At 37.3% G+C, this 24,395-nt stretch carries 21 protein-coding genes and 1 pseudogene; 7 read left to right on the top strand and 15 right to left on the bottom strand.

All coding sequences use genetic code 11. The features are described from left to right. The first annotated feature begins 121 nt into the window (after positions 1–121). Positions 122–2,083 carry a glycosyltransferase gene (locus B494_RS0113545; protein WP_017472925.1) on the top strand — a complete coding sequence of 654 codons (1,962 nt, stop codon included), beginning with the start codon at positions 122–124 and terminating at the stop codon, positions 2,081–2,083. 142 nt (positions 2,084–2,225) lie between these two features. Here B494_RS0113545 and B494_RS0113540 read toward each other — a convergent pair whose 3' ends face one another. Both B494_RS0113540 and B494_RS0113535 read right to left on the bottom strand, forming a co-directional pair. Next, complete coding sequence (locus tag B494_RS0113540; protein ID WP_017472924.1) at positions 2,226–2,816, bottom strand: class I SAM-dependent methyltransferase; 591 nt, start codon at positions 2,814–2,816, stop codon at positions 2,226–2,228. Then, positions 2,806–3,777 carry a glycosyltransferase gene (locus B494_RS0113535; RefSeq protein ID WP_017472923.1) on the bottom strand — a complete coding sequence of 324 codons (972 nt, stop codon included), beginning with the start codon at positions 3,775–3,777 and terminating at the stop codon, positions 2,806–2,808. Before B494_RS0113535 ends, B494_RS0113540 begins: the two co-directional genes overlap by 11 nt. A 276-nt stretch (positions 3,778–4,053) precedes the next feature. Between B494_RS0113535 and B494_RS19430 the strand changes: the two genes are divergently transcribed. Continuing rightward, positions 4,054–5,349 (top strand): right-handed parallel beta-helix repeat-containing protein, encoded by a 1,296-nt coding sequence (locus B494_RS19430; protein WP_017472922.1) that lies wholly within the window; start codon positions 4,054–4,056, stop codon positions 5,347–5,349. A gap of 176 nt (positions 5,350–5,525) precedes the next feature. Here B494_RS19430 and B494_RS0113525 read toward each other — a convergent pair whose 3' ends face one another. The 3 genes from B494_RS0113525 to B494_RS0113515 form a co-directional block, all read right to left on the bottom strand. Further along, positions 5,526–6,809, bottom strand: coding sequence for a chloride channel protein (locus B494_RS0113525; protein ID WP_017472921.1), 1,284 nt, complete (start codon positions 6,807–6,809; stop codon positions 5,526–5,528). Between the two features lie 365 nt (positions 6,810–7,174). Then, positions 7,175–8,026: a hypothetical protein gene (locus tag B494_RS0113520; protein WP_017472920.1), complete on the bottom strand. Its 852-nt coding sequence runs from the start codon at positions 8,024–8,026 to the stop codon at positions 7,175–7,177. Then, a complete protein-coding gene (locus tag B494_RS0113515; RefSeq protein WP_017472919.1) occupies positions 8,013–8,930 on the bottom strand; it encodes a WD40/YVTN/BNR-like repeat-containing protein in 918 nt (305 codons plus the stop codon). Before B494_RS0113515 ends, B494_RS0113520 begins: the two co-directional genes overlap by 14 nt. A gap of 316 nt (positions 8,931–9,246) precedes the next feature. Between B494_RS0113515 and B494_RS0113510 the strand changes: the two genes are divergently transcribed. Further along, complete coding sequence (locus B494_RS0113510; protein ID WP_017472918.1) at positions 9,247–10,233, top strand: D-isomer specific 2-hydroxyacid dehydrogenase family protein; 987 nt, start codon at positions 9,247–9,249, stop codon at positions 10,231–10,233. 183 nt (positions 10,234–10,416) lie between these two features. Here the strand turns inward: B494_RS0113510 and B494_RS0113505 are convergent, their stop codons facing one another. After that, positions 10,417–11,418, bottom strand: coding sequence for a pectate lyase family protein (locus tag B494_RS0113505; RefSeq protein WP_017472917.1), 1,002 nt, complete (start codon positions 11,416–11,418; stop codon positions 10,417–10,419). Between the two features lie 223 nt (positions 11,419–11,641). After that, positions 11,642–12,160 (bottom strand): NUDIX hydrolase, encoded by a 519-nt coding sequence (locus B494_RS0113500; protein WP_017472916.1) that lies wholly within the window; start codon positions 12,158–12,160, stop codon positions 11,642–11,644. A gap of 317 nt (positions 12,161–12,477) precedes the next feature. On the opposite strand from B494_RS0113500, the gene B494_RS0113495 reads away from it, so the two are divergent. Then, positions 12,478–13,149, top strand: a complete 672-nt coding sequence (locus tag B494_RS0113495; protein ID WP_017472915.1) for an NAD(P)H-dependent oxidoreductase — start codon at positions 12,478–12,480, stop codon at positions 13,147–13,149. Positions 13,150–13,238: 89 nt separating this feature from the next. Here B494_RS0113495 and B494_RS0113490 read toward each other — a convergent pair whose 3' ends face one another. The 7 genes and pseudogenes from B494_RS0113490 to B494_RS0113460 all read right to left on the bottom strand — a co-directional run bounded on the left by B494_RS0113490 (position 13,239) and on the right by B494_RS0113460 (position 20,501). Next, a complete protein-coding gene (locus B494_RS0113490) occupies positions 13,239–14,837 on the bottom strand; it encodes a xylulokinase (protein WP_017472914.1) in 1,599 nt (532 codons plus the stop codon). 532 nt (positions 14,838–15,369) lie between these two features. Continuing rightward, complete coding sequence (locus B494_RS0113485) at positions 15,370–16,305, bottom strand: ketopantoate reductase family protein (protein WP_017472913.1); 936 nt, start codon at positions 16,303–16,305, stop codon at positions 15,370–15,372. Between the two features lie 413 nt (positions 16,306–16,718). Next, positions 16,719–16,988, bottom strand: a complete 270-nt coding sequence (rpsN, locus tag B494_RS0113480) for a 30S ribosomal protein S14 (protein WP_017472912.1) — start codon at positions 16,986–16,988, stop codon at positions 16,719–16,721. A gap of 279 nt (positions 16,989–17,267) precedes the next feature. Beyond that, a complete protein-coding gene (locus B494_RS21475) occupies positions 17,268–17,828 on the bottom strand; it encodes a sugar O-acetyltransferase (protein WP_026065260.1) in 561 nt (186 codons plus the stop codon). A gap of 6 nt (positions 17,829–17,834) precedes the next feature. Next, positions 17,835–18,632 (bottom strand): annotated as a pseudogene (locus B494_RS21470) (HAD family hydrolase); the annotation flags it as partial. A gap of 275 nt (positions 18,633–18,907) precedes the next feature. Further along, positions 18,908–19,366, bottom strand: coding sequence for an SAM-dependent methyltransferase (locus B494_RS0113465; RefSeq protein ID WP_017472910.1), 459 nt, complete (start codon positions 19,364–19,366; stop codon positions 18,908–18,910). Between the two features lie 166 nt (positions 19,367–19,532). Beyond that, positions 19,533–20,501: a MerR family transcriptional regulator gene (locus B494_RS0113460; RefSeq protein WP_083855787.1), complete on the bottom strand. Its 969-nt coding sequence runs from the start codon at positions 20,499–20,501 to the stop codon at positions 19,533–19,535. Between the two features lie 395 nt (positions 20,502–20,896). Between B494_RS0113460 and B494_RS0113455 the strand changes: the two genes are divergently transcribed. Both B494_RS0113455 and B494_RS0113450 read left to right on the top strand, forming a co-directional pair. Continuing rightward, the gene (locus tag B494_RS0113455; protein ID WP_017472908.1) at positions 20,897–21,481 is read left to right on the top strand and encodes a TetR/AcrR family transcriptional regulator; all 585 of its coding nucleotides are present in this window, start codon (positions 20,897–20,899) and stop codon (positions 21,479–21,481) included. Between the two features lie 193 nt (positions 21,482–21,674). Next, the gene (locus B494_RS0113450; RefSeq protein WP_017472907.1) at positions 21,675–22,220 is read left to right on the top strand and encodes a hypothetical protein; all 546 of its coding nucleotides are present in this window, start codon (positions 21,675–21,677) and stop codon (positions 22,218–22,220) included. Between the two features lie 124 nt (positions 22,221–22,344). On the opposite strand, the gene B494_RS0113445 is transcribed toward B494_RS0113450, so the two are convergent. Beyond that, entirely contained in the window at positions 22,345–22,932 is a 588-nt protein-coding gene (locus tag B494_RS0113445; RefSeq protein ID WP_017472906.1) for a TetR/AcrR family transcriptional regulator, read from the bottom strand. A gap of 307 nt (positions 22,933–23,239) precedes the next feature. Here B494_RS0113445 and B494_RS0113440 point away from each other — a divergent pair, with 307 nt between their 5' ends. Beyond that, positions 23,240–23,905, top strand: coding sequence for a GNAT family N-acetyltransferase (locus B494_RS0113440; protein ID WP_017472905.1), 666 nt, complete (start codon positions 23,240–23,242; stop codon positions 23,903–23,905). Positions 23,906–24,395 lie beyond the last annotated feature (490 nt).

The following is a 24,395-nucleotide window of genomic DNA, read 5'->3' as shown; positions in this document are numbered from 1 at the left end:
AGATTAGCGTCTGTTAGCTCCAACTTAAATAGATTTTCCACTGTTCTCTAGTTTGAGGTGGGCATTTTACGGACGCTTATCTGTGATAAAACTGTTTTTTTAAAAAAGGATGCGTGAACCCATGGTGAAGATTGTTTTTTTCGTTAAACCCGGTTTAGACAACTTTTTAAATCCGATTATCAATCAGTTAGCTCAAACACATACCACAAAGAAAGTTTTAGTAAAAGAGAAGCAACAAATTGATGTGAACATGCAGTGGGCTGATATTTGCTGGTTCGAATGGTGTGATGACCTCGTCGTTTATGGAAGTCAACTTGCTCTCGCTTATCACAAAAAAATAATTTGTCGTCTTCATAGCTATGAGGCTTTTACAAACTATATTAAACAAGTGAACTTACAAACAATTGATCGGATTATCTTTGTTGGTGAACCGATCAAAGCATATGTCAAACAGCGATTACCTCAGTTAACTGAGCAACAAACGTGCGTGATTGAAAATGGTGTTGACTTAGCTAAATACACATATAAGACGCCTGGAGATCGTTATAGGTTGGCTTCACTAGGCTATATCAATTATAAAAAAGGGCCGATGTTGTTAATCCATGCCTTTAAAGCTTTACATGAACAAGATTCAAATTATAGGCTGCATATCGCTGGGGCTTTTCAAGATCAACGCTATCAGCTCTATTTCAACCAAATCCTAAAAGCACTTGACCTAGAAAAATCTGTGCATTTCGATGGTTGGCAAACCGATCCGAATCACTACTTAGCCGATAAAGACTACATCATCTCGTCTAGTCTATTTGAAACACAACACATGTCGATTATGGAAGGAATGGCCAAAGGAATTAAACCGCTTGTTCACAACTTCTATGGTGCCCAATCGATCTATGACTCCTCAATGGTTTGGAGTTCCATCCCTGAGTTTGTCGATATGGTGATTAACCAACCCTACGACGCCAAAGCCTATCGACGCTTTATTGAAGAACACTATCATCTAACTGAAAAAATGGAGAAAATCAATAACGTCATTGAAGGACTATCGCAATCCATTTCATCACCAGTCATAATAGACGCTAACCAACAGCCAAAAGTAACAGTTGGTATTATTAACTACAATTATGCCGATTATCTTGACCGATGCTTACGTTCTGTTCTCGCTCAAACTTACTCGAATATTGAGATCATCATTATAGATGATCACTCAACCGATGATTCAATTGAACGCATTCAGCAGTATACAAATAAACACGCTAACATATCAGTTATTGTCCATGATCACAATACAGGACTTCCTGATATCGCCATGCGTGATTTAATCGAAACAGCTTCAGGTGAATATCTGCTACCGATCAGTGCTGATGATTATTTATTCGACCAACATGTATTAATGAACTACGTGCACTTTTTTAGTAATCATCATGATGTTGATTACGTTTATGGTAATTTAATGCTTGTTGACGAGCATGAGAAGCCCATAACAACATGGCATTATCAAACTTACAATGATCAGGCAATCGTGCAAACTATTTTTGAACGGTTCGGATCGGGTGTCATACCAATGATTGGTCTATTCAAACTGGCGTACTATCGTGACCATGATTATGAATGGATAGTCGATCCAGCTAAACCGATCGCCGGAGATACATTGAATTGTCTCGTTAACATCAAACGTGGTGGCTGGCGCTACCATCACCTTGATCAACCTGTCCTTTGTCACCGTCGCCATGACCATAATCTATCATTTAGTGCTGAACGAATCGTATCGATGATCTATTTAATTGACTATATTGTAGCTCATTTCACTGTCGATATTTATTTACCTAACATTGACTGGACTGTTTTAAATCAAACTGAACAACAAGCTTGCAAACATTTCTATGTTGGAAAACTCTATTGGAACATGCTCGAGCAATATCACGCCACGCATCCACTAAAACAAGAGGATTTCTTAGCTTTATCTGAGCGAATAGAGGCGCATTTTAAAAAGAGTCTGCACCATGACTCTCTTTACCAAAAACAAGTTACATCCATTAAAGAACGCTTAAAACAAATGAAACCGAAGCTCGATTCAGAAAGTTGAATCGAGCTTCGGCACGTTTATCACCGGACCGTCCGTAAACCGGTCACTTCAACATACAGAACAGTGGCCAAACTGACAAGCCGGACGGTAACGGATACTAATGTTCTGAAGAACAAGAACCCCCACTGATTGAAGGTTCGTTTTATTTAACACCTGTTAATAAATATAATTTATTTTTTTGACTAATAGGAAAAGTGGAAATGGTTTCAATTTGTAAATGATGTTGATAACGCTCGATAACAGCTTGCTCTGTTGGGAAATAGCGAACATGACTAGCGCTATCAAAATTTGGGACAGATAAACAGATCTGACTGTCTTTTTTTATACGATCTAACACAGCTAAATCATGTTCAAGATGTTCTAACACCTCAAACAAAATAACGATTTGATAGTCCGAATCTAACCATGTCGTCTCGTAAATATCGTCAACAATAAAACAATCTTTATGTGATGGATTACTCGCTTTAGCTTGCTTAATCGCCTCTTCACTATAATCGATTCCCATGTAACGATCGATAGGGTATGTGAAGAGAAATTGAGCAAATTGACCAACTCCACAGCCTAACTCTAAAATTTTCGGTTTATCATTCATTTCAAGCGCTTCTATCGCTTGCTTCCAGATTGGAAAATAAGGACTGTCTTGATAAGATACCTTATACATTTGATTTTGCCCACCATTAAGATAAACCTGATTATAAAAATCAGCATCTTTCGCTTTCCTGTTAGCTACCATGTAAAAACACCTCGATTTCCTTAATCCATTGTTGTGCCCGCACTTGATTCGTATGATACTGTTGAACAAATGCATAGCCTTTATCCGTTATTTCTTGACGTTCTTTAGGATTTTCATGATAATAAAGGGCATTTTGATAAAGATTTGCTTGATTACAAGCAACAAAATGTTCACCATCAATGAACCCAAGTTCTTCAATATCTGGATTGGTTTCCGCCAATAACAAGGTTCGACATGCCGGTGCTTCAAAGTACTTGGATACTGGATACTGCATCACACTGCCACAAGTAAAAAAGATTTCAGCACGATTTAAATGTTGAGCAAACTGCTCATTTAACAGCTGTGTTTTCTTGGTGCGATGCCCAGGATGTTTAAAGAAGACAAAACCTTCTTCGTCACCAAGCTGGCTCAACACTTGCTCCCTAAAGGCATAGCGTCCCTTTGCCGGGTAACGGAGGCCACTATGATGAACAAGCCCCATCAATAAATAGGTGTATGCTTTTGATTGATGCCAATCTTTGAATACAGTTGGATCTATTGAAAATGGTACCCAACGCCATCTCTTTTCAAGTGCAGGGAATACCTTTAAGAATGGATATTTCGAAACAGAGAAAATCAAATCTATTTGATTTTCAGTAAAATATTGAATACGCTTTTGTTTTTTCCAATGCACGTCAATTACAAAACACCCTTTTGGGATAGCGATTTTATCTAAATTTTCTACATGGGGCGCGAAAGTATTGTCCCATGCGACATCATAGTGCAAAATAAAATCAGGCGTCACACCAATTTTTTTAATAATCTCTTTAATATCACCATCTTGATGCCAATAATAAACATCTGCAAACTGTTCTAAAGCTTTAATCATCTCATATTTCATCCGATGCTTTGGCAAATGCTTATCAAAGGGTTTGATCAGTATTAAGAGCTTAAGACGTGAACTTATTAATTGCCCTGTCATTCGTCTTCTCCCCTTATTATTTTCTTCTTTATCTTATGATCATAAAAGAAACGACGACAGAGCCAAATGTCGCTTATAGATAGAATTTTTCTCTTACACACACTTTTTTCTGAATCACAGCCTTGATAACGCCATTACTTTTCAGTGCTGATCGAGGCTTATTTGTTATAAACCGACTGACGCGCTATTTTTGTCGATAAAAAGATATTCTTTTTTAAAAGGGTATAGACAATATTTGGAGAAATAATCTATATCCACTTTATAGGAGGAAAGATAATGTTAAGAAAATTGCATTCGTCTCACGTTATTATTATTATGTCGTCTCTATTCCTATTATTTTTATTCCTTCTACCACGACTTGCCACAACTGCTAGCGAGCAAACTTTGCCTATACCTGATGGTAAACAGACGTTTTATATAGCATCTGATGGGAGTGATCATGGATCAGGAACAGAAGGCTCTCCTTTTGCAACACTTCAACATGCGGTAAATTTAGCTGAACCAGGTGATGTCTTTGTGATACGTGGTGGAACTTATTATGAAGACACACGTATTGATATCAATCGAAGTGGAACACCTGATAAGCCAATTACCATCATTGCTTATCCTGATGAAATACCTACCTTTAATTTCTGGTCCCAAGAAGAGCTACCAGGACGAGATGGGATTCGGTTAAATGGTGACCATTGGCATCTTATTGGTATTCATGTAACAGGAGCCGGGGGAAATGGCTTTCGCATCCATGGAAGTTATAACATTATCGAACGCTGCCAAGCTTATGAAAATCGATTGACAGGGATTCATTTAGAGGACGGTTCTTATAACATAATTAAAAATAATGATAGTTATCGGAATTTTAACCTTCGTGGACGTGTCGGTAATATGTCTGATGGATTTGCCGCAAAGTATGAAGCACTTGGACCTGGCAATATCTTTATCGGCAATCGCGCATGGGAGAACGGAGATGATGGTTTTGATCTATGGATGGCAAGTAGCCGCATTACATTAGAAAATAACTGGTCTTTTGGCAATGGAAACCCGGCTATTTGGAACCATCCTGACTTTGAAGGGAATGGAAATGGTTTTAAGCTTGGTGGCAATCGTATTGCAGGAGATCATGTGGTAAAGGGAAATATCGCATTTGATAATCATAGTAAAGGCTTCGATCATAACAATAATACAGGTGCATTAACGCTGATTCATAACACTGGATATAATAACGGCATCTCTCAAAATGGGAGGAACTTTGACTTTCCTAATCACCCAGCAGATGGTAGACAACATGTTTTTATTAATAATTTAAATGGTGTATCTCCGACCCATGTCCGTATTGCTAGTGGCTCCATTCAACAAGCAAACAGTTGGCAAATCGCCACTGTTTCCGCTGGTATGTTCTTTACTGTCGATACCTCGTTAGCGAAATTGCCACGGCAGTCCAATGGATCATTGCCAAATATTCGCCTTTTTGAACCGCGACCAAGTAGTTTTCTTGTTAACGGTGGCATGAATATAGGTGAACCTTTTACCGGCACAGCGCCCGATATTGGAGCTGTTTCTTATTCAGGCAATTGAAAAGAACAAGGACAAAGCATGTCCGTTTATCAGATATGCTAGTAGAAGGATAGGCGATTTACTCACTAGCACAAAGGAGACACCATCAAATCTTTGGTGTCTCCTATACAGGTATATATAAACCAGAAGTTATCACACGACAGGCTCATCTTTGTTATCTATAGTTGACCGTTATATTATTCAAAATAGCGATCTAATTTTCTAAATTCTTTAGCTGCTCGATAGTCAGGATCATCGTGTCTCATATTAATATATACCATTCTACGATGACCTACTATATAACCCATCACGCTACCAACAACCGCAGACCCTCCGACTTGGAAACCAACCATTTCAATCAATAGTACTGCCGCCGCAATAGGAACATTAGCAATGCTAGCAAGGCTGGCGGCCATTCCGGAAATAATTAAGGCATTGCTCAGACCGTTGCCCCCACCAACAAATACATTACTTAAAATACTTCCACTAACAGCACCGATAAATAGCGCAGGTATCACTAAGCCAGCACTCCCCCGAAAACCGATCGTAAAGGAACTTGCAAACATCTTAGCAACTAGTATTGCGATTAAAAACCATGTGCCAAATGAAGCATCAATTAAATTTTGAATAAAGGCTGTCCCTGTACCTGCTACTTCAGGAAAGAAAATTAAAATAACCCCTGTTAATGCGCCGCCTAGTATTGGGAGATAGTGACGCGCGCCTTTGTTTACTAACCAATCACCCCATTCTTCTGTTTTATGAAATAACTTCATAAACCATACAGAAGCATAGCCAGCTAACAAACCCGCCAAAGCGTAGTATAAAATATTGGTCGGATTCGTTTGGTAATCAGGCATTGCAAATAATGGATTCGCATCACCCACCGTACTGTAAATAACAAATCCAACCGTTGAAGAAAGAATAGCCGGGAACATATCACTATAATGTAATGACGTCTTATATAACAGTTCTGCAGCAAATATCCCGCCACCTAAAGGCGAGCGAAAGATAGCGCCAATGGCACCGGCTGCACCGCAAACCGTTAATATTCTTCGATCCTCTTTATCTAACCACCGCTTAAACAGTGGAATTTTTTCAATAAAATTACCCAGACTTCCACCCATTAATACCATGGGACCTTCCACCCCACCACTACCTTGAAAACCGATCGTTGCAGAAGAAGCCAATAATTTCGTTAACCATGTTCGACGGGTAATTTCCCCTTGATATAAATTAACACCGTCAATATACTTAGGCGTACCTGAACCTAAAACATTAGGGTCAAAACGATAAAGAAGCGAAACGATGACTCCACCAATCACCGGTGCTAACCAAAGTGGTAGCATCACACCCCAATAAGAAACAAAATCAATCACTGCATTTAATGCTAAAGCAGAAATACCGCCACCAATACCAACTAATGTCGCAAAAAACAACCATTTTGTCATGTATCCATTAACATATTTTGTCATGTTGAGCATTTCGTTTCGCTCCCTTCACACGAACCCTGTCATATCTTGAAAATTTTTTAAGAAATGAAATTATAACATAGAAGTTCACTCAGGGACAGTAGCGATTTCAATTGTTCAATAAAACGAACTTTCAATCAGTGAAAGGTTTCGTTCTTCACCCGCTGATTGGTAGTCAGTCGATTGAAGCAGGCATTAGCGTCCGTTAGCACCTACTTAACACACAAAAAAGAACGATACAAAGTTGTTGTTACTTTCTAAGTATCGTCCTTGAAGAAATCCAAATGTATCCAATATTTACTCTATTATACTTGATAAAACGGCATCAATAATTTGTTCATTAGCAATCACATCAGTACAGCATCAAAAAGACGTACCTAAGGTTTAAGAATAAACGGCTGATGTTCTTCCATCGTTACTTGATAAAGGGTAATCTCACCTTCAGGTGGGTTATTCTCTGCATCATAAATTTGGTAACCTTCATTTAAAACGATCGTCCAAGCGGGCTCGTCTTGATCGAATAATACAATAGCAAGTGTACCAAACTGAACAACATCATCCCAATCAAACCATTGACTTTGCTGCTGACATTCAATTTCTATGCCTTCTTGTCCTACGATGGCACGGGTGTCTTCACCTGCCCACTCACCTTGAATCTGCATCCCTACTTCGTAATATGAAATACCATCGCCTCGATCACCATATGTACCAACAAACTGTTCTACCGACCCTGTTTTTGTCTGATAAGTAACGGCGACAACATCCTCGGTTAACCAGTCAATCTTGTATTGGCCTTGCACCTGTTTAGGTAAACGTTGATGCGGTCGTGCAAATATGTAGTATTGTGTTCGATAATATATTGCTTCTCTTTGTTCTTGATCCTGCTTTACCACTAAAATATTCTCTGAATTCGGTGACAAGCTAATAATATTTTGTGTATGTTGTTGACTTAATTGCATCAGAACACTATTAACGAGGATGAAGATGACAACTATACCTATGATCAATCGCCTTACTTTACCACTTAACCTAAGTAAGAGGAGTAGACTAAGTAACAATAAAACGACAACTAAAATGTTAATGAAATAGAACAAACGATTATCTACATATTCAACCTGATAACGATGATGGATCAAAAAATAACCCGCTTGCAAACAGAATAAACCGACACTCCCAAGTAAAGCAAGCCAACCTAATACCATCACTATTCTACTATTATTGGACTTCATCGCCAGCCACCTCTCCAACAAATTCCCAAGTTTGACCATAATCATCGGATGTATACTTTCCTTTTACTAACCCACCTTGATAATCACCATTAGGTCCTTGATTAACGTAAATAGTCAATTGGTCTTCGTCACTAAACGGCATTTCCGCGGTAACAAAGATATCTTGGTATGCTTCTGGCGTTTGAAAAACAGCTTGACTCCATGTCTCACCACGATCATTTGTCACAAACAGATCTGGTTGTTCTGGATTAATCGTACCATAAGAAAGGAAAGCTGTATTCTCGTCTATAAAGCCCCCATCATACAGTAAGCGTGTCGTGTCAGCACTATTTACCTTCGCCCAGCTTACGCCCTGATCATCTGTAACATATATCAGCGTTCCTTCTGCTGACATCGTACGATCACCTGTAACGATCACGTAACCAAATCGATCATTAAGCATGTCAACCTTCCGAAAGCGTATCCCTGGAAAATCTTCTATAATGACGGTCGGTTCCCATGTCTCGCCTTGATCACGTGTTTGCATTAATTGTACATGCTCATCCGCATATAAAAATGCTATATAGTCATATTCTAAAACATAGCTATTAGCAATTAATTCTTGCTTACTTCCATTATAATCACCACTAAACAACAAACCAGTCTCAATGGGAACGGTTATCCAATCGACACCTTGATTAAAACTTAGATTAAGTTCATTGTTTTCTAAGCTATATACAATAGAATCACCACGATTTACTGGGGTTTGCACCGTTTCCTCTAAATGATTTTCGTCATCGTGATAGGATTGATTGCTTTGTTGAAGAGAAAATGGTTGTAATGGCTCTAATTGTTCATACAAAAAAATCCCTATCGTTAAGCCGATCAAGATGAACAGTGACAAGCTAAGTAGTATTTTTTTCAAAAAATCACCTTTTCATTAATGAACGCCCTACATTATACCATATATTAGAATTTATTATAATAGGATTTAAAAATGTTCTAAGAACTAAATCTTTCACTTCTCTGAGTTACAGAGAGCGTATACGAGAAGAACGATTAGCAAAAGCTATTAAAAATTGAAAGTCAGATAATCTACCAAGGAAACAGGAGACTATTGTGATTTGATCTATAATAGTAATCATGTGTGCATTTTATTATTAGCTAGATATATTTTAATCAGCGATAGTTACCACCGGATTCTTAACCATTATATGATTAATTAAAAGGAGCAAATTGAAATGAAAATTATTGCTTACAATGTCTTACCTTTTGAGGAAGAGCATTTTTTAAATGCTAAACAGTCTTATAATCTTGAGCAGCTAACGACAATTGACCAACCGCTAACGATGGAAAACGTTAACTTAGCTAAAGGCTTCGATGCTGTCAATGTTTTAGCACACAGCCAAATTAATGCAGAAATTTTAAACACATTACACGATTTTGGTATTAAACACCTGTCAACACGTACAATTGGCTATGACCACATTAATGTTGAAACAGCTCATTCACTAGGTATTAGTATCAGTAATGCGCATTATCCACCTTATAATGTAGCAGAATTCACCGTCATGATTATGCTAATGCTCATTCGCAAAATAAAGGTGTCGATCTGCCGTGCACTCGTTAATGATTTCTCTTTAGATGGTTTACAAGGAAAAGAATTACGAAGTATGACGGTTGGAATAATTGGAACAGGAAAAATTGGACAGTCGGTCATTGAAATTCTAAGTGGTTTTGGTTGCAAAATTCTTGCTTATAATAAAACACCAATAAGTCATGTTGAAACGTATGCTGAGTATGTTGATTTGGATACTTTACTTAAGCAAAGTGATATTATTTCACTTCACATCCCACTGACCGAAGAAAATCATCACCTCATCAACAAAGAAACCATTAAGAAAATGAAAAAAAATGTACTGCTTATTAATACATCAAGAGGCGGACTTATCAATTCAGAAGATTTAATTGATGGGTTAGAAAGCGAATGGATTGGGGGAGCAGGCCTTGATACATTAGAAGAGGAAACAGGGATTTCTCATTTTGACATTGGCACACGAATTATCAATAAACGCCCCCTCTTTTATTTAAAACAATTTCCCAATGTTATCTTTACCCAGCATTATGCCTTCTTTACCGAAGAAGCAACCAATGCGATGGTGCGAAGTGGATTAGAGGGCTTAATGCTCGGACTAGAAGGCAAAGAAAATCCATACCTCATCGTTTAAAAATTTAGTTGCTCGCCCTTTTAGCGAATATATTTCTATTATTCTCAAGTTGAGCTGGTTTGCGTGAGTATGTATACCTCATTTTAGAAGTATATAAAAAGTTGAGCTTTTAAAGCACCAAACACGATAAGAATAAACAAAGAAACCGAATGATGATTTCATTCGATTTCTTTGTTTATTCTGTTAAGGTTGGACAACACCCACTCCAGCATATTGGGTGACTAGTGCTTTTACATCTTGTACGGGTGTTAATTGATAGTGATAAGGTACAGTGTAATTTGTCGTTGACCATGTTGGTTGACTACCAGTACTGTTAATATAGCGATTGTTTGACACATTCCAATACCCTGTTTGATTACTGTACCAGAAGCCTAATGGATTGTTTGAGTTTTCAAATACGTTATTTTCAACTAAAACTTCTGCACCCATTCGCGCGTTAATCCCTGTGTCAATAATACCTTCAAAATAGTTATTATAAATATGCGCTTTACCAAAACGTAAACTTGGCACGCGTGAATTTAGATTTTGAAAGTGATTATGGTGAAAGGTAATATTTCGTTCTGCATGATCACTATCAGATGAGCCCATTAACATCGCTTTCCAACTATCATGGACATAGTTCCAAGAAAAAGTGATATTATATGCATCGCGCTTCACATCAAAAAGGCCATCATAATAGTCTTTATGAACATTGAGGCTTGCATAAAGCTCATTGTGATCAACCCAAATATTACTTGATGGCCCTTCAATGCTTATCGCATCTTTATCACCAATATTGACTTCATGGATCGTTAAATTACGAATAATAATATTTTCTGCTCGCCAAACTTTAATCCCAATTCCACTTAATACGCCATTTCGTCCAACCCCTATAACAGAAACATTTGATACATCTTTAATATCAATTTTGTTCTCTGATGTATTATTTGGGGTAATCGTTCCATTGACATAGATTTTTAACGGTCTGTTCGGGTTTTTGTTCTTTATGGCTTGGACTAATTCATTGCCCGTTCGAACGGTCACAACATCGCCACCTTCGCCACCCGTCGTTCCACCATTAAACGTAGCAAAACCTCTCAAACTAAAATCTGGTACACTAGCAGAAACCGTTTCAATCGACAATCCACACATTAACGTAACCATTAAACAGATGAACACTAACTTCTTTATCCCTGTTCTCACCATCTTATCACGTCCTCATTTAATTTTTTAAAAACTGAACGTTGATACATTGATGCGAAAAACACTGCCCTCCTTCCAATTTAATTATTGTCATCATATCACGTTAACGCTTTCTTTAAATAATCATTTCTACATATTATAGTCATTTATTAACATATTATTGAAATTGATCAAATGCAAAATGATTGTTATACCAAATGGTTCATGACATTATCACCGTTTATCATTAACGTTTATGTACCCCCCGATATTTTCTCATCTCAAATAGTAAAGAAATAAAGCCCTTATAATAGGGAATAAATTTATTTTCATTTACCAAACTGATAATCTCTTGTTCTGTTGCCCACTTCACATTTTGCACTTCTTCATATTGCAGTTTTAATTGTTTAATGTCTAAATCTTCTTCTAACAAATAAATATCATCAAAAGCATCATCTGCATGGATCGTTAAAGAAGGGCGACAATTGGATAGGTTAATGGCATAACCAATTTCTTCAAAAACTTCCCGTTCTGCAGCCAGTTGACTTGTATCACCTGATACAGCACTTCCCCCTACGGTAATATCCCAAAGATTTGACCATCCTTTTTTAAAAGATTGTCTTTGCTGAATCAACATCTCACCATTTGTATTAAAAATACAGACATGGACAACAAGATGATAGTCTTGTTGTTTGAGGCTAGCCCCTCTTTCTATCGTTTCTCCTGTTAACCTTCTATCTTTATCATAAATATCCCAGATTTCCATCTTAGACCTCCTCACAAGTTATTATAAAACAAACCTTTAATAGGTATTTTCATTTTTCTCCCACTAATCGGGCGTTAATCACAATATTAGCGCCGTAGTCTCCCATCTAAATAGATGCACTCTGCTCTCTATTTTGAGGTGAGCGTTTTACGGACGGTTAGCTATGATAAGGTTAGCATACTTTTATCCCTATAAAGTCAACTTTATTATTTTTAAAATGGATAATTCAACTATAATTGTTTTATATTGAATGTTTTAAAGCTTCGTGCCATACTGTAGCTATTAGATTATTATTTCAATGAATGGAGCGTGTGACCATGAGTATAGATACGAAAACAGAGATTATTGATGCTTTTCAGTTTAGACATGCGACTAAACAATTTGACCCTAGTAAAAAAATTAGTGCTGAAGATTTTGGATTTATCCTTGAAACTGGGAGACTTTCCCCTAGCTCAATTGGATTAGAGCCATGGAAGTTCCTGATTGTTGATAATAATGACTTAAAAAACGAGTTAAAGCAGGTCGCACAAGGCGCACAAGGCCAGCTCGATTCTGCTAGCCATTTTGTCATTATCCTTGCTCGAAATATCAAAGATGTCAAATATGACAGCGATTATTTAAAAGACCATTATACGAATGTTAAGAACTTCCCTGCGGAATGGATCGATCAAGCTCAACAAAAGTATAAAACCTTTCAAGAAGTGGATATGAACTTGGCAGAGAGTGATCGAGCCTTCTTTGATTGGTCAAGTAAACAATGCTATATTGCTTTAGCTAATATGATGACAGCTGCTGCCCAAATCGGTATTGATTCCTGTCCTATTGAAGGATTCCATTATCAAAAAGTGACGGATTTATTAGATAGAGAAGGATTGCTGGAAGATGGGCATTTAGGCGTTGCAGTCATGGTGGCTTTTGGTTACCGAGCTCAAGACCCTTTACCTAAAACCAGAAAGCCAATCGAAGACATCGTACAATGGGTTAAGTGATAAAAATAGAAATCGTTTTTTTACATACTAAGAAATTATGGTGAAATCAAAAAGCGACAGCATACACTGGCGCTTTTTTTTACTAGCCTTTATTCACCTAAATAATCAATTGCCGCTCTTTCAATCGGCAAACCTTTTTTATAGCGTTCGATAAATTGTTCAAACCCTTTGACATCGTCTGGATCTGGTTTAACGCTATTACCTGTTTGCTCGACAAATACACTGTTTGTTAAAAATTGATCTAAGCTTTCATTTTCCTTCTTGTTCATTAAGTAAGATGCTAAAATAGCAATGCCCCAGGCCCCGCCTTCTCCGGCTGTTTCCATTACAGATACAGGGGTGTTTAATGCAGCTGCCATCATGCGCTGACCAACACCTTTGGTTTTAAATAATCCACCATGGCCATGCATTTCTTCTAATTTAACCATCTCTTGTTTAAGTAAAATATCCATTCCGATTTTCATAGCACCTAACGCAGCATAGAGGTGGGTGCGCATAAAGTTAGCCAAGTTAAATCGACTATCAGCCGTCCGCACAAACAGTGGCCGTCCTTCTTCAAAATGCGTCATGTGTTCACCTGATAAATAGCCATAAGCAAGTAAACCTCCACCATCCGCGTCACCTTGTAAAGCTTTGTGATAGAGCGTTTCATATAATTTGTTGATGTTAACCTCTACGCCGATTGCCTCTGAATACTCAGCAAATAGACGTACCCAAGCATTTAAATCAGACGTACAGTTATTCGCATGTGCCATCGCAACTAAATGCCCGGTTGGCGTTGTGACTAGATCTATTTCAGGGTAGACTTTTGACAATTCCTGTTCCAAAACGACCATTGCGAACACTGACGTTCCTGCTGAAACGTTACCTGTCCGCTTCGCAACACTATTGGTTGCAACCATACCTGTACCCGCATCACCTTCTGGTGGACAAAGCGGAATGCCAGCTTCAAGCTCACCAGTTGGATCAAGCAGGTGTGCTCCTTCTTCTGTTAAGCGCCCCGCTTCTTCACCAGCTAATCGAACACGAGGAAGAATCCCCTCAAGTTTCCAAGGCAAGTGTTTATCACTCACTTGCTGGTTAAACTGACTTATCATTTTTGCATTGAAATTTTTGGTAGAAAGATCAATTGGAAACATCCCTGACGCTTCCCCTACACCTAAAACTTTCTCACCCGTTAATTTCCAATGCACATAGCCAGCTAGCGTCGTTTGAAAATCAATGTCAGATATATGTGATTCATTATTTAATATCGCTTGATAAAGGTGAGCGATACTCCACCTTTGCGGAATATTATACTGAAATAATGCTGTCAATGCCGTGGCAGCTTGCTCAGTTATATTGTTTCGCCACGTTCGAAAAGGTACTAACAATTCGCCAGATTTATTAAAAACCATATAGCCATGCATCATCGCACTAAAGCCAAGGGCACCGATCCGCTTTAAACCCACCCCATACTTATCTTTCACTTCAGCAGCTAACTTTTGATAACTATCCTGGAGCCCGCGCCAAACTTCTTCAGTACTATAGGTCCAAATTTGATCAACGTAACGATTCTCCCAATCATGGCTTCCTGATGCGATCGGTTGGTTTTCTTGATCAACAAGAACCGCTTTAATTCGCGTTGATCCTAATTCAATCCCTAATACGGTTTGACCTGCTAGAATAGCAGCTTTCACCTTATCCATACGATCTCCTCCAATCCAAAACTTCTATTCTTTCTTAATTTATAACTTTACTGATCAAAAAAATAACTATTTAAGTAAAGCGCTTACTTATTTAATTATTATATCTTAATAAATATATACGTACAAGTTAATATTGGATTTATCTTATCATTAAATTGAGGATAGTGAAAGGCTACAATATATATTAACTGGTCTTTCGCTAAATAAAGCGAACCTTCAATCCGTGGACGAATGGCTACACGCAGACGTGGCGATTTAGTCTACGATCTTACCCACCAACTGAGGAACACAAGCTAACGTCTTCGCGTCCTGCGAAAACGCTTGTGTGACCAACATCCTGTTGCCCCGAGTGAATCAGGACATTAGCATCTGTGATCACCCACCTAAATAGATGTGCTCTAATCTCTAGTTTGAGGGAGATTTTACGGACGGTTATTCATGATAAAATAATGATAAAAGGTGCGTACATTTTCCATAAGAAAACACCAAATTACGACATATCATAACCTGGTGTTAATGCCAAATAACAGCCTTACAGCTCTATCGTTTGGCTATATTGGCGTTCAATTGCTTTAATTTGTTGATAAAGTCTTTTATTAACTGGCGTGTTTACCCGGTATTGCTTGCCAAGTTCAATAACCGCACCACTAAATAAATCCACTTCTCCATAACGTTTTGCTTCAACATCTTGTCGCATCGATGGTTTGCCTTCTGGATGCAAGTTTGCCAAATTAGTTAACCAATAACTTAAATCAGCTTCATTTAATGGCGTTTCGGTATACTGTGATAAGGCGATAACCTCTCGCATCGCAGCGATCATTGTATCACGCGCTTCACCCTCAACTTGAATACCGCCATAGTTCGTTTGATACACAGCTACCACTTGATTAACACCAACATTAAGCATGAATTTTCCCCATTGCCGTTTCTTCATGTTGAAATCAATCTCATAAGGTAAATTTACTCGATCAAAAAAGGTAGCTACCGACTTGACTTTTTCCGTGAGCTGCTCCATTCTTTCTTCTCCAAAACAAAGCACGCCTTTATTAGCAAAGGTTAGCGCATTCCCTTCTTTCACAGCATCCATTCCTTGTGCTACACAATAAAGGACGTGGTCTTTCCCGTATACCTGACTTATATCTTGCTCACTCTTTATCCCATTGATAGCAGACATAATAATCGTATCTTGACCCACTTGGTTGGCAATCGCTGCTAAAGCTTGAGATAAACCATTGTATTTCACTGTGATTAATACTAAATCAGCTGGTTCCATCTGTTGATCCGGCGTAACAAATGTAAAATCACAGCGCTCACCATTACAATATAATCCCTCATCTTGATAACGCCTAATCCGATCACGATCGGCCACAATGCGTAGTGCACCTGTTGAAATATGCTTCGAAAAATGTTCCGCATACATAATACCAAGTGCGCCTAGACCAATAATCGCTATTTTTTTTATCTGCATTTTTGGTCATCCTCCCCTTCTCAGCACTGAAAACACACAATTGTTATTTTACATGATTTAGGATATAAAACAACGAATCTGTTATATTTTCTGACAGGTGAATGACTGAAAAATCTAGATTGTGAAGCTCACGCGTTGAACTTAATCGTTTTGAGTTATTAAAAATGTGCGCATATAATAAGTAATTAAAGCGAACCTTCAAGCAGTGGACGTTGAGTGAACGAGGATATGAGCGTCCGTTAACTCCCGCTAAAATAGATTCTCTGTTCTCTATTTTGAGGCGGGCGTTTTACGGACCGGTTATCCATGATAAAAAGTACAGTTTTATACTATATAGGCGAACAATGATATTGGGACAAAACACCCTGTTATGTACCATTTACCATTTCATCTATCTTTCAAACACTAGCCAATTACCAACTTGACTTCTTCACACCTGGTATCTGCCCTTTATGAGCGTACTCTCTAAAGGCGATACGAGACATGTTAAATTTTCCAATATAGCCTCGCGGTCTGCCCGTCACACGACATCGATTGGTTAAACGTGTTGGTGAAGCGTCTCTTGGCAACTTGCGAAGTGCTTGATAATCCCCCTTCGCTTTTAGTTCTCTTCTCAAATCAGCATATTGCTCAACTAATTTTTGTCTTTTTTGCTCTTTGGCAATTTTTGATTTTTTGGCCACTTTAGCCATCTCCTTTCAATATTATAGTTAGCTAATTGTTATATTAAAAAATATTTAAACAGAGACAATCTTATCTTACATAATTGACATTATAAATGAATCCAACATAAATGTAAATAGTAATGATTACTCTTTTCATTTATGGGTTCGATTATTATTTTAAGAAATATATTTTACAAAGCATGAGGTAGCAAAAAAACGGTCAGCATTACGTCATCAACGTTGTGATGATGTAATGCTAACCGTTAGATTCCGATCGATTTCTTATTTTTAAATAGCTTACCTATCAATTTCCCTAATGACTTTAGCAGGGTTTCCTGCAACAACAACACGCGCTGGTACATCTTTTGTTACGACTGCTCCTGATGCAATAACCGCATCATCACCAATCTTTACACCTGGATTAATGATTGCACTGCCTCCAATCCAGACGTTGTTTCCGATCGTTATTGGCTTTGCGTATTCTTTACCAGAATTGCGTTCAACCGGACCAAGGGGGTGTGTGGCCGTATATATTTGGACACCGGGCCCAAGCATACAATGATCACCGAATCGCACTTCACAAACATCTAATATCGTACAATCAAAGTTTGCAAAGAAGTGATCACCGACATGGGTATTGTAACCATAATCAAAACGTATGTTAGGTTCAATATACACATTTTCTCCTGTTGAACCCAGTAACGCCTCCAATATATTTTTACGCTTTTCACCTTCAGACACTGAGGTTTGATTAAATAATCTAACTTTTTTTCTTGCTTCTGCCCGATCTTTTAATAAAACGGGATCAGCAGGATCATACATTTCTCCAGCTAACATTTTCTCTTTTTCTGTTTTCACCTTATTCTCTTGTAATGATAACATTTGAATGATCGTTTTCATCACGCCATCTTCTTCATTAGAACACGTAACGAAACGTGCAGACGCTTTAACTTCTTTCACAGCGTTACGGACAGCAAAACTGTAGGCAGCCCTGCTCATGAGCTCTAAATCGTTGTAACCATCGCCAAATGCCATGGTTTCATCTGGCGCAACATTTAAAAGCGTTTGTAACTGTTCAACCGTCGTCCCCTTATGCACATTAGCATTTGCTATATCCACCCAAGCCGCTTCGGAAGCAACAATATAAGCAGATTCAAAGAAACGTGATAATTTCTCCTTTGTCTTAAAAGCATTTAAAGCAGGATCATGGATGGTAATCTTAACGAAATCATCTGTTACTTCATTAAAATGGGTAATCTGATTGACATGCGCATAGGAACGCCTTACGATCGCCTCTTCTTCAGGTATTAAATTGTTTTTTATCATTGCACCGTTCTTTGTACATGCAATAATTGTATGGTCAAGGCTTATTTCCTCAAGCAACCGAATAATTTCCAACCCTAATTTATTACTAAGCAACGACTGATAAACGAATTCACCCTTATGTTTAATACGGGTCGCACTATCGCCTAAAATCCATAAATCATTGGCGTCCTCGCCAAACAGTTCCTCAACACGCTCACACTGTTTTCCTGTTACCGGTGCAAAAACAACCCCTTTATCCTTCATTAATTGCTTTACCTGTTTGTACAGTTTTCGATTAAAGTCTCCACAATCATTTAGAAATGTTCCATCCATATCTGACAACACTAATTTAATCATAAAACATCCTCCGGTTTTTCATTTCATTCTTTTCAATAAATATAACGAACCTGCAATCAGTGGGCGGAGGGCTAAAGGACGTGGCGGTTTTAGTCTACGATCTTACCCCCCACTGATTAGTAGATGAGTGGATCAAGACATTAGCATTCGTTAGCTCTCGCCTATATAGGTTTCCTCTTTGCTCTAGCTTAAGCAGGCGCTTTACGGACGGTTATCTGTGATTAAAAATAATCTTTTAAGCATTGATCTTGATTACAAACATAGCATCCTCATCATTAATCCCAATATTTCTTCATAATCTCATGTGTCCATTCTGGTTGAACAATCGGTTCCTCTGGCAGAAATTCTTTCATGACTGGTTTTATATCTAAGATTGGTGTCTCATTAATACAGTCAAGCCCCGATACAAATAATCTTCTTCCTTCTTTGTTCAGCATCTTTACAGTTGTTAAGCCTAATTGATTCGGTCTGTTTTTACTACGCTGACCAAAAATACCAACTTTGGGGAGATTTTTATTGTTTCTTGGATGTCTCGCACCTGTAAAAACGTTCTTTTTTTCCACCTTATGAAAGTAAAAGATAATATCTAAGTGTGAAAACGATTCGATTTTAGATAGCGCTTCTTCCGGAAAAGAAGTGTCCAATATAATCTCAGAAACTACCTCCCCCCAATAATCGTCACCAATCTCATCTCTCTCATTATAAGCAAAACCTATAGGTTCTAGTGTGATCATAGCCATTCTCCTTTTCTTTAATACCAGATCGATGAATCAAAAACACACCTTAATTGAATCTATTGCTTTTATTGATTCTAGTCTTCAATACACTTCTTAATTGTTCACGGTTAGTATGAACATATGATATTAATAGTTTGACGCGTTTTACCTTGTATTGCTAAATCTAACTTATTTCGGATTTGGTGTTCCTTTTGTTAAATATGTTTACAGAAAGATCAAAGTCATCCTCAAAAAAACTAAGTATCACTATAATAACTGATAATAATAGGAAGAAAAGGCCCAAGCCCAAGTTGCCTAATGCTAAAAATAACTGATCATCGCCGACGTATAACCTGACAAAATATAGCGTTTCATTAATGATCGCTCCTGAAAGGCCATAGGTAAAAAGATTACTCAAGTATTGAAAGATAATTTCCTTTGGCTTCCTCTCTAAAATATGAATCCCTTGTTTTTTAAGACTGCTGCGGCGATGTTGAAGTCCTATACTAAGTGTAACTAAAGCACTTTGAAGAACGACCAACATACCTATGTTTTGAGGCACATGTTCTCTGATCAGTAAAAAATAAAAAATAATCATCACAAAAGAGATCAAATTAATCGTTCCAAAGATTCGATAAATATTTCGTAAATACATATAAGGCGTTTCTTGCGGAACTTCCAACGCTCCGATCGCCTGAATATCTTTATTATCATGAAGTGCAGTAAGTAATTCTTTTTTCTGATAAAGTTGATTGAGTTGTTTTTCATTTTGGTTGATTTTTCGAATAATGACGTCTTGCTTATCAGTTTCTGACTGATAAAAGCTTTTAATTTCATCAATTGAAAAGCCTAGATTTCTAAGTTTCTTAATTGATTTTAATTGTTTAATATTTTCTTGACTGTAATCCTTATACCCATTGTTTTTTCTAACCGTTCTTAATAATCCGCAATCCTCATAATAGCGAATTGCTTTTTTAGTCAACTCTGTTTCTTCTAATACATCTTTCAACTGCAAAATATCAGCTCCTTTTACTATGCAACATACCATGTGCCCTAAGGGATCGGTCAAGTTTTTTTTGAATTTAGCTTGGGTAATGAGATATTGTCCAATTTTCAGCCTTCTATTTTTCAAAGTCAATTTCATTTCTTTCATTATAAGCAAAACCTATAGGTTCTAGTGTGATCTTAGCCATTCTCCTTTTCTTCAATACCAGATCGATGAAGCCTTTTTGATTTTAGTCTTCAGTAGATTACTTAATGTTCAAGGTTAGACGCGCTTCACCTTGTACTGTTCATTTATTTATACTTTAATGCCAACACTTTACTATACTTCACGTCTCTTTGCACGTATTGTAATTAAATAATCATTGACCGATCGGTCGGTCAATGATAACATAGAAGGAGCCTTTAATCAGTGGGCGTTTAAGTAGATCAAGACATTAGCGTCCGTTATCACCCACCTCTATAGATTTTCTCTATGCTCCATTTGAGGGGATTTTACGGGCAGTTATCTGCAAAATTATAATAAAGGAAGGAGGTAGAGGGAAAATGGCTGAAAATCTAAAAATGTTTAAGGGAAACCAAACAAAAGATCGTATACTAGCCGCGTCTATGGAGATTATTGCGAAAGAGGGAATCGAAGGCTTAAGTGCAAAAAAAATAGCTGATCTCTCAGACATTAGTAAAAGCACATTGTTTCACCATTTCAGATCAATAGATGAAGTCTTAAATGTTGTTTTTGAGTATACCATTACTTATTTAATTAAACCTGTTCAATCGGATCAAAGTACGAACTTAGAAGGATTTCTTCTTTCTTTAGGGAAGAGTATGTACACGCTAACTGAAGAAGAAAAAATCGCTTATTTGGTTTTACTTAATTTCTATATTACTTGCTTGCATAACGATAAGTATAGAAGTTATCTGTTAAAGGCTAAAAGTGAAATGATTGAAGCTATTGCTCATCAATTATCAAACTATAGTTCGCAAAACAAAAACAAACTTTTAAAAATTTCAGAAATAATTATTATGGCATTAGATAGTTACGCCTTACATTTTTTACTCCAATCAGATAAAAGCGCTTTTAAGGACATCTGGGCTTTACAAGTGTCAGGGTGGCTGACTTTAATAAAATAAAATGGTGTCGTTCTTCTCCCATTGATGGGTAGCTTAAGTGAATCAAAACATTAGTGATCGTTAGCTCCCCTCTCGTCGAAAAAAATGAGCGCTGCTCTCTATTTTAAAGCAGAGGTCTTGCCGACGGTTACCTGTGATAAACTTTTTTATACTAAACTTGACCGAACAAGCGGTTAGAGAGAGGTTATCTATTATGATTAAAATTCCGAAATTTTTTCATGAACTTCTTGGTGAATATCAGACAAAGTCATCCTTGGTTGTCATTGGTGTTTTTATTGTGACTTCAGGTTGCTTATTGGCCTTGCTTGGCTATGATGAGTGGAAAGAACTGTTGGTTGTAAAACAATTAGTCACTTGGCTGTTGTTCTTAGATATCTCTGGGGGAGTTCTCGCAAACTTAACGAAGGGAACTGATCTTTATTATAGTCAACATCAATGGAGAAGATGGGTATTTATTGCTATCCATGTCCAGCCTATTATCCTTTCATGGGCAATGGATGTTTCTCTTCATTATGGCATGATCATTTACGTCTATACTTTAGTTTGTGCAATAGTCTTAAATCTGATTAGAAACCACCACATCCATAGTGTAATAGCAGGAAGTTTAACAAGCTTGGGCTTATTGATCGTTGCTTATTTCGGACAAACAGTGCCTTTCTTTGCTTCAACCTTATTCACTTTTTATGTTTTCAAAGTATTATTTAGCTTTTCTGTTTTTCATCATAGCGGTGCCCATTAATATTCTGCGCATTTCATATTTTGATTAAAAACAGAACCAACCAACTTATCAATCACAAATGTGGAACAAGTCAATCTATTGATCAACTGTAAAAAACATTACAGTTGATCATCATGCGTTTGCTCTATACTTTCTTATGTTTTCTCATAAAATATTCTTCCATGCTTCTATCCGTATCAGCTATGATTTTTATTAACGCGTCCATTGGATATGTGAAATTAGATTCTATCCATTTGTTGATGATGGCCAAGCACCCCTGTATGTGATAACCTACATGATATTTCAATTCTTCGTTAATATCAGAAAGCTTCCATTCCTCGTGCCACGTTTCCAAACACTTCTGCTCAAATAATCCATTCAATCGCACCATAAAACTACTCTCCTTTTTGGTACCGAATAACATTTGGCATAATTGCTTATTTTCTATAATGTATTCGACAATTAAACGATAAAATGTCTCCGGAGGCTGCGTGTAGTTTTGCATAATTATATCATTTAATTCTTGAACCACTGCATCTTCGACCTGCTGATAAAGGTCATAAATATCTTTGTAATGAGCGTAAAATGTCGCCCTGTGAATGTCCACTTTATCAGTCAACTCTCTAACTGTTATATTTCGAAGCTCCTTATGCACCATCAATTCTACAAGTCCATTTCGTAATGCTCTTTTTGTTTTTCTTACACGTCTGTCTTCACTACTCGTCATATTCATTAAGATTATTAAACCTCCGACATTTTATTATAAATGTGTCGCTTAACAGACAACCAAGTACATAATTGAATATAGATAATCGACACTAGTTAAATTATAATACACTTATAAACATAGAACAACTATTGTCGTGTTTCTGTACAGTTATTTAAATTAAAAGTAAAGTGACAGGAAAACGGCTGAAACATTTCATCAAAGATTTTGAAGGGACGTGAGTAGCAGATATAGGTGCTATGAGATCAACAGATTAGAGATATGAAGGTGGAGACAACATCATAATTTCGGATAAACTTAAGGGGGAAAAATGATGATTCAATATAGAAGACCAGAAAAGAATGAATTAAAAGATATCGCTAAAATGAGTGCTGTAACATTTAGCGATTATCCCATGTTTCATGAAATCCGGGATGAATTTAGCGACATGGATAGCTTTATTGATTTAATGAGTGAAGTCCAACATGTTTTTTTAAAAGCTTATTATAAAAATGCTGATTTTTTCGTAGGAGAGGAAAATGGCGAGATTAAAAGTTTTGCTGTTTTAATACCTCCACATAGCCCCAAAGTTAATATTTTTGATTATTTCCTTTCGGGAGCGCTTAAACTATTGGGGAAAACTAGCCTTAGAAAGCTTCTAAAGCTTGCAAATATTCTTGAAGAAGGCCACGGACCAATCAGTGAGATAAAAGAACAGTCGTGGATGTTAGAAGTTCTAGCCGTTGATAAATCTTGTAGAGGGCAGAGATTAGGGACAAAAATGCTCAATGACTGCATTATACCGTATATTGCAAAGCAAAGCTCCGGTACCAAGCCCGAGACATTTATTACTTTTACTAATACAGAGGGAAATCAAAAGTTTTATCTTAAAAATGGATTTACCGAATTTGATTATACAACGATTCAAAGAAATGGCCAGACTATTGGAAATTGGAGTTTTCGGATGACGATAGATCCTGCTCAAACAGCAACCCATTAAAATCATTTGAATTAAAGAAGCTTTCACAGGCCAGCGGGTTTGATTTATTCTAAACCCGCTTTGTTAGTTCTAAAATACACTAGGATATCACGACAAAACAAGCGTAAGACAAATAATAGCAGGTCGTGCTTTACTGATCTACGTTATATCAACACAATTGCATGTATAATTTGTGTTAGGACCAAAAACCGACTAGAGGATCGCCTGCGAGATAATAATTGACAGAGCTAAAAGCATGCATTGTTTGTTGGTTAAATAGGTTTGCCTAGTGTTTGAATGTACACGCATATCATTTCCCCTTTAAACGTCAAAATGAGCCTGGGACAAAAGAGTAACAAGATAAGAAAAATCCGAACATTAATGTCTGATACATATAGCGCTTCGGTAAAACACTTCGCTTTCCGTGGGCACGGCTTCGGGCCTACAGGATGTAGGTCAGTTAGACGTTGTCCCAGGACGGGACGGGGTTAGTCTAACATTCCTCCACTGT

Source organism: Amphibacillus jilinensis Y1 (assembly GCF_000306965.1).
In the GTDB taxonomy this organism is placed as follows: Bacteria; Bacillota; Bacilli; order Bacillales; family Amphibacillaceae; genus Amphibacillus_C; species Amphibacillus_C jilinensis.
Note: the sequence above shows the minus strand (reverse complement) of the source record. Positions and strands in the feature narration are given on the sequence as shown.